Source organism: Ensifer sp. (genome assembly GCF_035999135.1).
In the GTDB taxonomy this organism is placed as follows: Bacteria; Pseudomonadota; Alphaproteobacteria; order Rhizobiales; family Rhizobiaceae; genus Ensifer.
In genome coordinates, this window is record NZ_DASYGZ010000168.1 from 79693 (window position 1) to 94180 (window position 14488).

Consider the following 14488-nt stretch of genomic DNA (forward strand, 5'->3'; position numbering starts at 1 on the left):
CATGCAATGAGCGGGGCCTCTGCATGACACATGTGATCATCACCGGCGGGTCGAGCGGTATCGGGTTTGCACTTGCATCCCTTTACGCGGCACGGGGCGCCCGGCTGTCGCTGATCGCACGGTCTCACGATCTTCTCGAACAGGCGCGCACCGATCTCGTTCGAGCGAGCGGATGCAACGCCGAGGACATCAGGCTCGAAGCTGCGGATGTCGCTGCCGAAGCGGACCTCCTTGCAGCCATCCGGGCTTGCGAGTTTGCCTTCGGACCCTGCGATATCCTCATCACCTCGGCCGGCATCGTCGAGCCGGGGCACTTCGAGGAGAGTGACAGCAGCGCGTTTCGGCGCCAGATGGAGACCAATTTTTCCGGCACGGTGCATGCGGTGCGTGCCGTCTATGACGGCATGACGCGGCGCGGGCGCGGCCGCATCATGATGATCTCTTCGGGAGCAGGCCTCATCGGCATCTACGGCTACTCAGCCTACTGCGCCTCCAAATTCGCACTGCACGGCTTCGCCCAGGCGTTGCGCTTTGAAGCACGCCCGTTTGGTGTCGGCGTTTCGGTGTGTTTCCCCCCGGACACCCAGACGCCGCAGTTTCAGCGCGAACTTGCGAGCCGGCCACCGCAAGCCGCCACGATCATGGGCACCGTCCGGCCGTGGCCAGCGAATGCGGTGGCAAAGAGGATTGCAAACGGCATCGAACGCGGGCGGTTCGAAGTTCATTTCGGCGCCACGCTTTTCCTGCTTGCGCGTTTCGGTCCAGCCGTCCGCCCACTTCTCAACTGGTGGTTCGACAGGGCCATTGCGCGGGCGGACGATCCGGACGCGCATAATCGTGGAGTGTCGAAGCGACAAACCTGACGGCGCTTGTACCTGTCAACGATAGGATTTAAGTGTCGAACGGATGCTGTGCCGCACAATGCGGCGTCGGCCGGCATGAACTATGAAGGTTTCCGCTTGGCGTTGCTTCCCTTTCAGCTGCATGACTACCCGGTAACACTGACGCTCTGTTGTTATCTGCTGTCCTGTGCGGTGATCTTCTTCACCGACCGCTTTGCCTTGCCGAAGCGGGAGCGCCGCGCCCATGCCTCGCCGTTCGGGCGAACACAGGACGTGGTGGACGCGCTCGCCCGCCTGCCCGTCATCGCTCTGGTGTTTGCCGGCTTTTTCGCCGGCTCCTGGCGACCGCTCTATGCGGCGGCCGGCACGATGAGCTTCTTCATCATCTTCACCGGCATTTCCCGCGCCAAATTCAAGTTCATCCGCGAGCCGCTGATTTTCTCCGATATCGCGCTCGTCGTCGATGTCTTCAAATACAAGACCATTTTCTATGCGAGCTCGCTGAACGTCGTCTTCTGGACCGTCGCATTCCTCTATGTCTTCGGCGTTTCCGGCCTCTACATGTATTTCGAGCCGGCCATCCTTCCCGATAAGGGAAAGGCGTTCTGGATCCTCGTGATGCTCGGGATCGCCTATGGTCCCTGGCTTCTCCTGTTTTACGGGCCGGTGAACCGGCCAACGGCAGCGCTCGTGCAGCGACTGCTCAAAGTGCTCGACGTCAAGATGAACACCGTGCGTTTCGGCACCTTCGGTTCGGTCGTCTTCCGCTTCATCGTCTGGCTCGGTGTCCGGCGCGAAAAGATCGTCGCGGAGCTCTCCGAGATCGTCCGGGCCGCGGTGCAGGATCTGATCGGCGACGACGGCTCGCCGCTGATCGTCGTCTGGCAGTCGGAATCCTTCATCGACATGCGGCATTTCGGGGTCGACACCCTCAAGATGCCGACGCTCGACCGGCTGCGGCGCGAGGCCGTTCAGTGGGGCCGGCTCAGCAGCGTCTTTGAGGGCGGCTACACCCTGCGTACCGAATTCGCCGTCATCAGCGGCCTGGTGCCCGACGACATTCACGTCGATGCCAGCTACCCCTATCTGCGCGCCTCACACTATTCCGACGTGGTCTGGCCGGGAAAGATGAAGCGGGCGGGATGGAACACGCATTTCATCCATCCCTATGACCGCACCTTCTTCCTGCGGCACAAGGCGATGCCGCAGCTCGGCTTTTCCAAGCTGACCATGCTCGACGGTTTCGACCATGTCCCCGCGCGTGACGGTCCCTATGTCTCCGACGCCAGGCTCACGGAAAAGGTGATTGCAGCGTGCGACACGTTGCCGGACGACGAAAGCGGCTTCGTCTTCGTCGCCTCCATGGCCAATCATGGCCCGTGGGAGCCGGGCCGGGTCGGCGACCTCACCAATCCCGTCGACATCTACCTCGCGATCCTTGAGCAATCGGATGCGGCGCTCAGCACCTTGAGCGAACACCTCGACAAGCTCGATCGACCGGTCTGGCTTGTCTTTTACGGCGACCATGCGCCGTTGCTCAAATCCTTCGCCGATCCTTTCCCCGATCCGCGCACCGACTACCTGATCGTTCCGCTTGCCAAGGCGAAGTCTGCAAGCCACCGTCCGGTGGACCCACAGGGCGTCGAGGCCTGGAACCTGATCGAGGCCCTGCTCAAGCACGCCAACCTCAGAAAGGACACGCTGCGCTAGCAGCGAAGGGCGAATGGAGAACGCTTCGACCAAAGCAACGGCAACGATAGGACGGACAGGACCGCGGGTCTTCCTGTTCCTGCAGGGTCCGTCGTCGCCGATCTTTCGCAAGATCGCCGATCGGCTCGAAGCGCTCGGCCATCGCTGCCTGAGGATCAACCTGAACGTCGGCGATCAGATCATGTGGCGGCGCAAAGGCGCCCATAACTTCCGCGGCACGGCGGTCGAATGGCCCGGCTATCTCCAGGCGTTCATCGCGCGCCATGGTGTGACCGACATGCTGTTGCTCGGCGAGGAGCGGCCCTATCACCGGGCAGCAACTGCTGCCGCCAAACGCGCCGGCGTAAACGTCGCGATCGTCGAGATGGGCTATCTTCGGCCCGATTGGCTGACGCTCGAGCGCGACGGCATGTCCTCGAATTCGCATTTTCCTGACGACCCCCGGCAGATCCTTGCCGCCGCCGCCGGCCTTCCTGAACCGGACTGGCGCAAGCGCTACAGCCAGACGTTCCTCGCGGACGCCAGCTACGACCTGCTCTACAATCTGCCGAACGTCTTCTTCTGGTTCCTGTTCCCCAACTATCGCCGACACGCGATCTTCCATCCGCTTGCCGAATATGCCGGGTGGATCCGTCGGCTTCTTGGCGAAAAGCGGCGCTCGACCGAAGCCGAAGAGACGGTTGCCCGGCTCTTGCGCAGTGACGCGCCCTATTTCGTCTATCCGCTGCAGCTTGAAACCGATTTTCAGCTGCGCGCCCATTCGCCCTTCCACAGCCAGAAGGACGCGATCGCGGAGGTGTTGGCGTCCTTTGCGGCCAATGCCCCGCAGGACGCCCGCATTGTCTTCAAGGTGCACCCTCTCGACAACGACCTCATTGCCTGGCGCAAGTTCATCGACGCCGAAGCCTTGGAACTCGGGTTGAAAGGACGCGTCTTCTACCTCGACGGCGGGAACCTCGACACGTTGGGCGAGGGCTGCGCCGGCATGGTCACAGTGAATTCGACAGCCGGCCTCCACGCGCTCAAGCAGGGAAGGCCGGTCAAGGTGCTGGGTACGGCGCTGTTCGATATCGATGGCTTGACGGACCAGCAGCCGCTCGCGGCTTTCTGGAATGCACCCCGGGCGCCAGACGCAGACCTCGGCATCGCGATGTTCCGCCTGCTTGCGGCTTCGATCCAGGTGCGCGGCAATCTCTATTCGCGGGCGGGTACCGATGCGGGCGCCGATGCGATCGCCTCCCGGCTGAATGACAACAGCCTCAATCAGCCCGGTGCCTTCGTCGATCCTCCACCGCGCTCCAAGCCGGAAAAGCGGGCGATCGAGCCTTCATCGCGCGGCGATGTTCACCGTTCGGCGGGGCTGCTGGCCTGAGCACTGCCGGGTCTAGCGACGCGCGACCGCCGCCGCGATGGCCGCCACAAGCATCAGGCCGGCAGCGGCCAGTGGCAAGGCGACAAACGACAGTCCGGCATAGACAGCGCCGAAGCCGAGGGTGCCGGCAAAGAGCGACAGATAGGTGACGCCGCTGTTGAGGCCCATGATCGCGCCGCGTCTTGAGGGATCGAGCCCCGTCAGCCGCATGATCATCACGTTCAGCCCGAAGTGGTTGGCGAGCCCCCAGAAGAAGACAACGACCAGCATGGCCACATAGGAACCGCTGGCGATCGCCAGCGCCCCATAGGCGCAGGCGACGGCGACGAAGATGCGCGGCAACAGCCGGCCGGCGCCAAAACGGTCGATCAATCGGTCGAGGAACGCGGCGGCGCCGAAACCCAGGCCGTAGGAGGCGGCGACAAGCCCGTTGGCGCTGACGGGCAGGCCGAGCGCTGAATGCAGATGCTCGCCAATATAGGCATAGACACCGTAAAATGCGGCCATGAAGGCAGCGCAGGCAATCAGAAGCGGCGCGACGCCCGGCACGCCAAGCGCTGCCAGCGGCGACGTCGCCTTGCCTGATGGCCCTTCGCGCGCCGGCGCCAGGCTGACCGCTCCACAGGCAGCCAGCGTCGCCAGGGCGACAATGGCATAGACCATGCGCCAGCCGGCGAAATCGGCGATGGCGGCCGAGATCGGCACGCCGGCGACCATGCTGAGCGTCCACCCGGTCAGCACCAGGCCGATGGTCTCGCTCTCCCGGCCGGGCGGTGCGATGACCGAAGCCAGCGTGTAGATCGATGGAAGTGCGATGCCGGCAGCCAGCCCGACGACGAGCTGGGAGGCGACGAGATAGACAAGCGCCGGCGCAACTGCGCTGCCGGCGAGCCCTGCCGTCAGCAACAGCAAAGCCGTAACCAGCATGAGACGCGGACCATAACGATCGATCAGGCGGCCAAGGAAGATGGCGCTTGCCGCGGTGCCAAGCCCGAAAGCGGCCGACGCCATCATGACCGACGGGACGTCGGTCGCAAGATTGATGGCGACCGCAGGGGCAATCGGCCCAAGCGCCAGGGAGTTGGATCCGATGACGCCGACACAGACCGTCAGCGCATAGGCGAATGGCGGGATTCGCGCGCCCTTGGCCCGGTTTATCGAAATGGATTGATCACTATTCGTCATTAGGGCATTTTTGCAGAATGGTGTTCTGTCGCAACAGGGAATTCCGATATGGATCAAAATACAGATGACGTTCGGCGCAAGCGCGTACCGGAACGCGACCTCGACGCCATGGACCGAAAATTATTAGGTGTTCTGGTCGAGGATGCGACCACGAGTTATGCCGAGCTTGGTGACCGTGTCGGGCTTTCGCCGCCGGCGGCGCATGAACGGGTGAAGCGGCTGCGGCGCTCGGGCGCGATCCGCCGCGTCTCCGCGCTGATCGATCCCGAAGCGGTCGGCAAGACGTTGCTCGCCTTCGTCCATGTCGACACGACGGGCTGGGGCAAGACGCAGGCCTTGCTTGCCATCGAGGAATGCCCCGAGGTCGAGGAGATCCATTCGGTGGCAGGCGACACCTGCATGCTCTTGAAGGTTCGCACGGAAAGCACCCATGCACTCGAGGGCCTGCTGGCGCGCCTCTACGACACGCCCGGCGTCAAGGCGACGCGCAGCTACGTGGTGCTTTCAACCTATCTGGAACGGCCGGTGCAGCCGGGCACGACCAGCGACTGGCCGGCTGTCGTGAAGGGTTGATGTCTCGCGCGCGGGCGTAACGCTGCTACCCCGGCCCCGGGGCCGCGCTGGGCGCTCAGACCACGCCGGCGCGCAGGAGGTCGTGAATATGCAGGATGCTCTCGGGGATGCCCGCATCGTCAACGACAAACAGCACGGTCACCTTGTGCTGCTGCATGAATTCCATCGCGCCGCTTGCCAGAACGTCGCTGCGGATGACCCGCGGATTGCGGGACATGACCGCCTCGACCGGCTGCTGAAGCAGATCGCCCGACATGTGGCGGCGTAGGTCGCCGTCGGTGATCACGCCAGCGAGCTTGCCGCCGTTGTCGACGATACCGACGACGCCGAAGCCCTTGGACGACATCTCGATCAGCGCTTCGCTCATCGGGCGGCCGGTCTCGATCAGCGGCATCTGGGCGCCTGCGTGCGCCAGCTCGCGCACCAGGCGCAATTGCGCCCCGAGCTTGCCGCCGGGATGGAAGGTCTTGAAGTCCTCGGCAGAGAAACCGCGCCGCTCCAGAAGGGCAATGGCGAGCGCATCACCGATGGCGAGCTGGAGCATGGCCGATGTCGTCGGCGCGAGCCCGTGTGGACAGGCCTCCTGCACCTTCGGCAACACGATCGGAACCTCGGAATTGCGCGCCAGCACGCTGTCGCGGTTGGCGCAGATCGAGACGATCGGCACGTTGAAGCGCTTGGCATAGGTGAGCATGTTTGCGAGCTCGGCTGTCTCTCCCGACCAGGAGAGCAGGATCAGCACATCCTGCGACGTGACCATGCCGAGATCGCCATGGCTCGCTTCTGTCGGATGCACGAAGTAGGCCGACGTCCCCGTCGAGGCGAGCGTCGCTGCAATTTTTCGACCAATGTGGCCGCTCTTGCCGACACCGGAAACGACGACGCGACCCTGGCTCTCGCCGATCAGTTCGACGGCATCGACAACGCTGCGGGCAAAGACGTCGTCGGAGCCGAATTGGTCCGCAAGCGCCTTGATGCCGGTCATCGCGGTCGTCAGCGTTCGGCCGATCGATTCCAGGGCCGCAGGCGCGCTGCGCCCATCCACCGATGCATGTCTCAAACCCATGATGACCCCACTTCTGCGAAGACGTTGCCGCAGGCCTCAATGCCGCGGCAGACCATTTGAGGGCAGATAAGCGCTTTTTCTTGGCAAACCAAGTGTTGCAAGCGGGTTCCGGGGCAAATCTGTCAGAAACGCAGGCGTTTTTCGTCAGCCGGCCCGTTTTTCTTCCGATGGTTCCAGCGGCATCGACTTGTCGGCGGCGAATTCTTCGAGCGTCATCGAATCGAGGATCGCGGCCATGGCGTCACGCACCGTGGTCATGGACACCCTGACCTGACAGGTATCGGGATCGTTGCAATCCTCGCAGACCTCATAGGCCGTGCGGCTGGCACAGCGGATTGGCGCCAGCGGCCCGTCCAGCGTGCGGATCACATGACCGATGCGAATGTCGGAAGCGGGACGCGACAGCGAATAGCCGCCGCCGGGGCCCTTCTTTGAACGCAGCATGCCGGCATTGCGCAGTTCGAGCAGGATCGTATCCAGGAACTTTTTCGGGATATTGTTGCGTTGTGCGATCTCGGTGATGAAGGCGGTCTCTCCCGGCCCCAGCCGTGCAAGATCGACCAACGCCTTGAGCCCGTATTTTCCCTTCTTCGTCAGCATTCCGGCACGCTTTCCCTGCGGCGGACCCCCAGGAAACGGGAATCGTCCGCGCAAATGCAAATATAGCTTGGCATAGCACAAGAAACCTACTGCCAACATATATTTATAGTGGGGAATTGACCGGGTGCGTGGCCGTCGTTTCAGCCGAACCGACGCAACGCCGCTTGGCAGATAAGCATGAGATCAGCGGGAGAAGCCGCCAAAAGGCTTTCGTTCGCTGATCTCACCTTCACCGGGACCTCGGACCAGTCTCTGGGGCCGACCTTTGGGACCGGCCTCAGGCGGCAGCGCTGTGGCCCTGCCTGCTTGCCTGCACGGCCTGGTGGGCCAGCAACTGGCGGATCGCGGCACGCGCCTCGTCGGCCGAGCCGAAGCGCTTCGCGTCCAGATCCCAGACGTGATACTTCACCGCCAGGAACTTGAAGCGATCTTCATCCGGGACAACAACACCGACGGCTTCGCCGCCAAATTCGATAACTTGCTTGCTCATTCAAATAACGCTCCTTCCACGCCAAGGCGCGGAAACTTTCAATTTTCGGCAAAAGATAAAGTTCGAGGGGGTCGAAGGTCACATTCGGCAGAGATTGCGAATGTGACGTTTTTTCTCTGTTGCGCGACAAAGGAGACGCGTGCCGAAGAAGGCGGCGGTCGAGACGGTTTCGGACATGTCACACTCCTTTGGCTGGCCCGGCATCAGCATGCCGGAGCGTTTGATGAACACCGCGAGGCGGACTCCCCGCTTCACGTGAAGGCAAACTAGAATAATCTACCAATTCCGTCAATTAAAAAGATGAAGACGCAGAAAAAAATTCTTCACCCATCAAATTTTAGGGGTCACGGACGCAAAATCCATTCCCCCATCCCGGAGCCGGCGACCCACGCTATCTAGGTAGCGAAGAATCAGTCTGCAAGGCACAGGCGGGATAAAGACAGCACATTCGGACGAAAAAGGGGCGGCTCGACGAGCCGCCCCTTCACGTTTCATGTCTTTCAAGCAGAGCGGGGCAGATCTCAACCCCCGCTCCGTCAGATCCTGACAATCGATCAGGCCGCCGGCGTTCCCGCCTGCGGCGTGGTCGTGCCGGTGCGGGACGCTTCGCGATCCTTCCACCAACGATTGAGGAAGAGCAGGATCGGGCCACCGATGTAGATCGACGAGGTCGTGGCGACGATCACGCCGAAGATCATCGGCCAGGCGAAGCTCTTGACCGCATCGCCGCCCCAGATCGCCATCGGCACCAGCGAGAAGGCCGTGGCCATCGAGGTGAAGATGCATCGCGCGATCACCTGGTTGATGCTCATGTCGATCAGGTCGGAGAACGGCATCGATTTGTACTTCCTGAGGTTCTCGCGCATGCGGTCGTAAACCACGACCTTGTCGTTGACCGAGTAGCCGATCATCGTCAGCAACGCCGCGATGGCCGTCAGGTTGAAGTCGATGCCGGTCAGGGCGAAGAAGCCGATCGTCTTGGTGATGTCGAGCAACAGGACTGCGATCGCGCCGACGGCGAAGTGCCATTCGAAGCGGAACCAGATGTAGAGAAGGATCGCCACCATCGCGAGGCCGACGGCAAGGAAGCCGGATCGGGCAAGTTCGGTGCTGACGGTCGGACCGACGACTTCGGTGCGCTCGAAGCTCGCATCCGGGATCGTCTGGACGACGGCATCCTTGATGCGGTTGAGCGCTGCCGTCTGCTCCTGTTCGCCGCCCGGCTGGCGCTGAACGCGGATCAGGACCGACTTGTCCTGGCCGAATTCCTGCAGCGCCACTTCGCCGATGTTGAGCGCTTCGAGGCTGTGGCGAAGCCCCGGCAGGTCGAGCGTGTTCTTCGAGGTGGTCTCAACCTGGATGCCGCCGACAAAGTCGATGCCGTAGTTGAGGCCCGGCGTGAAGAACAACACGACGGAGCTGATCGAGAGGAAGGCCGACATGCCGATGGCGACGAAGCGACCCTTCATGAACGAGAAGGACGGAAGCTTCGGAACCTTGCCGAACAGCGACGGGATCTCGAGCTTCTTCATCTTCCGGCGGACGACGACCTCGCGCATCATCAGGCGAACGACGGTGATCGAGGTGAACATCGAGATGATGATGCCGAGCATCATGGTGACGGCAAAACCCTTCACCGGGCCGGAGCCGAAGGCAAAGAGCAGCACGGTGCCCGAAAGCGTCGTGACGTTGCTGTCGATGATGGTTGCGTAGGCCTTGTTGAAGCCGATATCGAGCGCCTTCATCGCGCCGGCACCCGCTTCCGTTTCTTCCCGGATACGGGCGTTGATCAGGATGTTGGCGTCCACCGCCATGCCGATGCCGAGGATGATACCGGCGATGCCGGGCAAGGTCAGCGTCGAGCCGAGCATGGCGAGCAGCGCGATCGTCAGGATCGTGTGCAGCACCAGGCCGACATTGGCGATCATGCCCCAGGCGCCGTAGAGCAGGACCATGAGCGTGACGACGAGGGCGAAGCCGGCAAGACCGGTGTAAATGCCCATGCGGATCGAATCCGAGCCGAGGTTCGGGCCGACGGAGCGTTCTTCAATGACGGTCAGCGGTGCCGGCAGGGCACCGGAGCGCAGCAGCGCCGACAGCACGGTTGCTTCCTGTGCGGTGAAGTTGCCGCTGATCTGGCCGTTGCCGCCGATGATCGGCTCGCGGATGACAGGTGCGGTCAGCACCTTGCCGTCGAGAACGATGGCGAAGGGCCGGCCGACGGCGGCTTGCGTGATTTCCGCGAACTGGCGCGCGCCGAGCGTGTCGAACGTGAAGGACACGATCGGTTCGTTGGTGCGCTGGTCAAAGCCGGCCTTGGCATCGGCCAGACGCTCGCCCGAAATCGCGACGCGGCTTTCAACTGCGTATTTGTTGGTGTCGTGGGCACCCGGCAGGATGTCGACGCCACGCGGCGGCGGCTGGTTCGGATCCACGGTCTGGTCGACCATGTGGAAGCTCATCTGTGCCGTCGAGCCGAGAAGCTGGCGCAGTGCCGTCGGATCTTCAAGGCCGGGAAGCTGGACGAGAATGCGGTCGGAGCCGACACGCTGGATCAAGGGTTCGGCAACGCCGACGGTATCGACGCGCTGACGGATGATTTCCAGGCTCTGTTCGACCGCCTTGGTGGTGCGGTCTGCAAGGCCGGCCTCGGTCATGGCGACGGTGATGGTGTCCCCATCCTCGGTGACCTCGATATCGGAGGCCGAACCGCCGAAGCCGAGCGTGCCGACCGGAGCGGCCAGTTCCTTAAGCTTCGGCAGAACCTTTTCGCGATCGGCCGGGTCTTCGATCTTCACGGTGATGGCATCGCCGGCGATGCGGGCCGAGGAGGCCGAAATGCGCTCGGCGCGAAGCGCCCGGCGCGTATCGTCGAGCAGGGTTTCAAGGCGTGCCTTGCGCAGGCCGTTGGCATCCACCTCGAGCACGAGGTGCGAGCCGCCCTTGAGGTCGAGGCCGAGCGTCACCGGCTTGACCGGCAGCCAGGCTGCGAATTGTTCACGTTGTGCTGGCGTCAGCACGTTGGGGAGCGCCGCGACGCATCCGAAGATGATCACGGCGACATAGACGAGAATCGCCCATTTGGATGTACGCATGGTGTGGTTCCGAAAGAGCCTGCGCGGGGCACGGGGCGCGCGTCGTCAGGACTTGTTTCATCAAGGCAGGGTCGCGACCAAAGCCGCCAATCCCGCCGAAATCCGATGGATGGATCAGGCGCTGGGTGGTGCGCGAATATGATGGCCGCTATCCGGCGCTCTGCCGACATGCCGGCCGACGCGGGTCGCGATGCCACCCTGCGACAGATTGGGAAATTGCAGTTCCGCCAGCACCGGCAGGAGTGCCGGAAGGCCGTCGTCAGCCGCGGACTTGGCGTCCTTGCGTTCGGCGGTAAAGCGCAGATCGGAAAGCGGCGTCGCCCGCGAGACCTGCCGGGCTGCCGGCCGGTCGCCCGAACCGGTGTCGGTGACATTGCCGGCCTGGGCGCCCGAGGACGACCGTGACGGAATGCTCTGCCCGACGGAGATGACCTGCATGGCAAAGGAGGCACAGAACAGCCACAGCACGGCGAGAAGCCGGCCGGCCTGCATGTTCTTGCTGCCACCACCCAAGCGGTCCATCGAGGACGCAGTCCCTTTTTCGTTGGCGCCATGCGCCAGCGAGCCAAATTCAGCGCGAGGATCCGACATTAACGAAAAAACGTGGCCGGAATCGAGCATGAGCGCTCTTAACATCATCCCGGGCCGGAAAAGTCAAACCCGGCCCGTGTCACTTCAGGCGGACGTTCAGGCGGAAAGACCGCTGGTTTGCCCCTCGTGGATTTCGATGAGCGACGGCCCTTCACGCTTTACCGCCTCGGCGAGCGCCCGCGGCAGATCGCCGACCGAGCCGAGCCTCTGCCCTTCGACGCCATAGGCCCTGGCCGCCAGCAGGAAATCCGGCGCCGAGGGCTTCACGCCCTCAGGCGTGACGCCGGCATCGACCATGTAGTTCTCGATCTCCTGGTAGCCGTCATTGTTCCAGACGAGGAAGATCACCTTCGCCTGCGCATCGGCGGCCGAGCCGATTTCGGCGAGCGAGAACTGGAACCCGCCGTCGCCGACGAGGCACACGACCGGCCGCGTCGGATCGGCCACGGCCGCGCCCACCGCCGCCGGCGGTGCATAGCCCAGTGCGCCGTAGCCGGTCGCGGAATTGAACCAGCTGCGCTGACGCGGCGCATCGCAGTAAAGGTTGCCGGCGTAGACGGCCTGGGTCGAGTCGCCGACAACGGTGCAGTCCGGCAGCGTGCCGTAGATCGTTTCGATGATGCCGATTTCGGTCCGCATCTTCGGGGTCAGCTCCTTCAGAGCCGCCTTGCGCGCGATTTCGGCGCGGGCAACGCCATCCCTCCGGCTGTGCCCCGGCAGAAAGGCGAGAATGCCCGAGGTCGCCGCCTTGGCGCCGGAAAGGATGGACAGGGTCGCATGTGGTCCGCGCGCCAGCTGGGCCGCGTCGATGTCGGTGCGGATGAGGTTGCGCAACGCCGGGAAGCCGCCGTCGGCATACATGTCGTAATCCGTCTGGCCCATCTCGGTGCCGAGCGCCAGCACCAGGTCCGCCTCCTTCAGCAGCGACCGCACCGCCTTCAGGCTCGGGCTGGCGGGGACGCGCAAGGGATTGCCGGCGAGCATGCCGCGGGCGTTGACGGTGGTGACGACGGGCGCGCCGATCTGCTCGGCAAGCGCCGTGACCTCGGCTTCCGCCGTCAGCGCGCCGCCACCGCAGATGATCACCGGCCGCGAGGCGTCGGCGCAGAGGATCGCTGCGCGCTGCAGGGTCTCGCTGTCGGAGCGCGGCCGCGTCGCGGTCGCTGGCCGCACGGACTGGGGCGCAATTTTCGCCGACATGACATCGGTCGGGATTTCGATGTGCACCGGACCCGGGCGACCGGAGACGAGCACCGAGAAAGCGCGATCGACCACGAAGGCAAGATCGTCCGGGTTGAGCAGCGTGTGCGAATAGAGCGCCAGCGTCTTCATCATGCCGTGCTGATCGGGAAGCTCGTGCAGAAGCCCGCGGCCGTGGCCGAGGGAATCGCGGCGGTTGACGCCGGAGATCACCAGCATCGGGATCGAATCCTGGCGCGCCTGCGCCATCGCCGTGATCGTGTTCGTCAGCCCCGGCCCGGTGATGACGAGCGCGACACCCGGCTTGCCGCTGACACGGGCGTAGCCATCGGCCATGAAGCCCGCGCCCTGTTCGTGGCGTGGCGTCACATGGCGGATCTTCGAGGCGGCCAGCCCGCGATAGAGCTCGACCGTGTGCACGCCGGGAATGCCGAAAACCACCTCGACGCCATTGGCCTCGAGCAGATCGACCAGGACTTCTCCAACCGTTTTTTCGATGGTCATGCGCGGCGCTCCTTGCGCAGGCTGGCCCGTTCGGCAAGGGCTTTGATGCGTCGGCAGGCTTCGTCGATGGCGTCATCGGGCACGGTGAGGCTGACGCGCAGATAATTCTGCGCCTCGTCGCCAAAGGATGAGCCGGGCATGACGGCAACCCCCTCTTCTTCGAGCAGCGCCCAGGCAAACGCGTCCCCGTCGAGGTCGGTTCCGGACACGTCGATCAAGATGAACATACCGGCCTCCGGCGCGAACACCTCGATGCCGGGCGCTGAAGCGAGAGCAGCCACGATCTGCGCGGCACGCGACTTATAGGAATCGCGCATCCTGCGGGCCGTATCGATGTCATGGGTCAGCGCATAGGCCGTCATGTCGGCGATGAAGGGCTGCGTGCCGAAGAGCATCGTTTCGGAAACCGGCAGCAACCGCTCTGTGAATTCGACCGGGCCGACCGCCCAGCCGCTGCGGAAGCCGGGTGCAGCATGCGACTTGGAAATAGACGAGACAACGACCGTACGCTCCGCGAGATCAGCATTGTCGAAGGGCGAGGCGAAGACGGCGTCGAACACCAGTTCTTCATAGACTTCGTCGCAGACGATCCAGAGGTCGTGACGGCGGGCAACCTCGCCGATCGCGGCAATCTCGTTCGCCGTCAGCACGGCGCCGGTCGGATTGTGCGGCGTATTCAACAGCAGAACCTTGCTTTCCGGCGTGATCGCCTTTTCAAGGTCGGCCGCCTGCATATGGAAGCCGAATTCGGGTTTGAGCGGCACCAGCACCGGATGGGCGCCGGTCGTGCGGATCACGCCTTCATAGGTGGCGTAGAGCGGATCGCCGACGAGCACAGCATCGCCGGCTTCCGCCAGGCCGAGTATCACGGCAAACAGCGCCGTCTGCGTTCCGGGGAAGCACAGGACGTTTTCCACCGTCACGTCGGCGCGGCGCCTGCGGTATTTTTCGGCGAGCGCCGCCACGACGGCGTGTTCGCCGCGGCCGTTGGAGTAGCGGTAGCGACCGGCGTTCATGGCGCGCTGGCATTCATCAAGAAGGGCGCGGTCCGGCGGCAGGTCCGGCTCGCCGATCGTCAACTCGATGATGTCGGCCCCGCTTGCCTTCAATTGACGGGCCCGAATATGCAGCGACCATTTTCCGGAGCCGAGATCGGCGAGACGTTCGGTGATGGACGCGTAGCGCATGCGGTGTTCTCCCGTTTTCATTGTTTTGTGTTTCCGATCGAGGTGCCGAGCAGCGCTTCGACCGACGACATGG

General features: G+C 63.6%; 12 protein-coding genes. 4 read left to right on the forward strand and 8 right to left on the reverse strand.

Annotated features, from left to right (window positions below):
- The first annotated feature begins 23 nt into the window (after positions 1–23).
- The 3 genes from VGO12_RS21995 (at position 24) to VGO12_RS22005 (ending at position 3924) form a co-directional block, all read left to right on the forward strand.
- Positions 24–863 (forward strand): SDR family oxidoreductase, encoded by an 840-nt coding sequence (locus VGO12_RS21995; RefSeq protein ID WP_327514870.1) that lies wholly within the window; start codon positions 24–26, stop codon positions 861–863.
- Between the two features lie 75 nt (positions 864–938).
- Positions 939–2552, forward strand: coding sequence for an LTA synthase family protein (locus VGO12_RS22000; RefSeq protein ID WP_327514871.1), 1614 nt, complete (start codon positions 939–941; stop codon positions 2550–2552).
- A gap of 13 nt (positions 2553–2565) precedes the next feature.
- A complete protein-coding gene (locus VGO12_RS22005; protein WP_327514872.1) occupies positions 2566–3924 on the forward strand; it encodes a capsule biosynthesis protein in 1359 nt (452 codons plus the stop codon).
- A gap of 12 nt (positions 3925–3936) precedes the next feature.
- Here VGO12_RS22005 and VGO12_RS22010 read toward each other — a convergent pair whose 3' ends face one another.
- Complete coding sequence (locus VGO12_RS22010) at positions 3937–5109, reverse strand: MFS transporter (RefSeq protein WP_327514873.1); 1173 nt, start codon at positions 5107–5109, stop codon at positions 3937–3939.
- 48 nt (positions 5110–5157) lie between these two features.
- Between VGO12_RS22010 and VGO12_RS22015 the strand changes: the two genes are divergently transcribed.
- Complete coding sequence (locus VGO12_RS22015; RefSeq protein ID WP_327514874.1) at positions 5158–5682, forward strand: Lrp/AsnC family transcriptional regulator; 525 nt, start codon at positions 5158–5160, stop codon at positions 5680–5682.
- A gap of 55 nt (positions 5683–5737) precedes the next feature.
- Here VGO12_RS22015 and VGO12_RS22020 read toward each other — a convergent pair whose 3' ends face one another.
- The 7 genes from VGO12_RS22020 to VGO12_RS22050 all read right to left on the reverse strand — a co-directional run bounded on the left by VGO12_RS22020 (position 5738) and on the right by VGO12_RS22050 (position 14415).
- Positions 5738–6748, reverse strand: a complete 1011-nt coding sequence (locus VGO12_RS22020) for a KpsF/GutQ family sugar-phosphate isomerase (RefSeq protein WP_327514875.1) — start codon at positions 6746–6748, stop codon at positions 5738–5740.
- A gap of 144 nt (positions 6749–6892) precedes the next feature.
- Positions 6893–7348, reverse strand: coding sequence for an Rrf2 family transcriptional regulator (locus VGO12_RS22025; RefSeq protein WP_327514876.1), 456 nt, complete (start codon positions 7346–7348; stop codon positions 6893–6895).
- A gap of 277 nt (positions 7349–7625) precedes the next feature.
- Positions 7626–7838: a hypothetical protein gene (locus VGO12_RS22030; RefSeq protein WP_327497615.1), complete on the reverse strand. Its 213-nt coding sequence runs from the start codon at positions 7836–7838 to the stop codon at positions 7626–7628.
- Between the two features lie 554 nt (positions 7839–8392).
- Positions 8393–10933, reverse strand: coding sequence for a protein translocase subunit SecD (secD, locus tag VGO12_RS22035; protein ID WP_327514877.1), 2541 nt, complete (start codon positions 10931–10933; stop codon positions 8393–8395).
- A gap of 114 nt (positions 10934–11047) precedes the next feature.
- Positions 11048–11455 carry a hypothetical protein gene (locus tag VGO12_RS22040; protein WP_327514878.1) on the reverse strand — a complete coding sequence of 136 codons (408 nt, stop codon included), beginning with the start codon at positions 11453–11455 and terminating at the stop codon, positions 11048–11050.
- A 165-nt stretch (positions 11456–11620) separates the two neighbouring features.
- The gene (locus VGO12_RS22045) at positions 11621–13228 is read right to left on the reverse strand and encodes a 5-guanidino-2-oxopentanoate decarboxylase (protein WP_327514879.1); all 1608 of its coding nucleotides are present in this window, start codon (positions 13226–13228) and stop codon (positions 11621–11623) included.
- Positions 13225–14415, reverse strand: a complete 1191-nt coding sequence (locus tag VGO12_RS22050) for a pyridoxal phosphate-dependent aminotransferase (protein WP_327514880.1) — start codon at positions 14413–14415, stop codon at positions 13225–13227. The genes VGO12_RS22045 and VGO12_RS22050 overlap by 4 nt, the downstream gene beginning before the upstream one ends.
- Positions 14416–14488 lie beyond the last annotated feature (73 nt).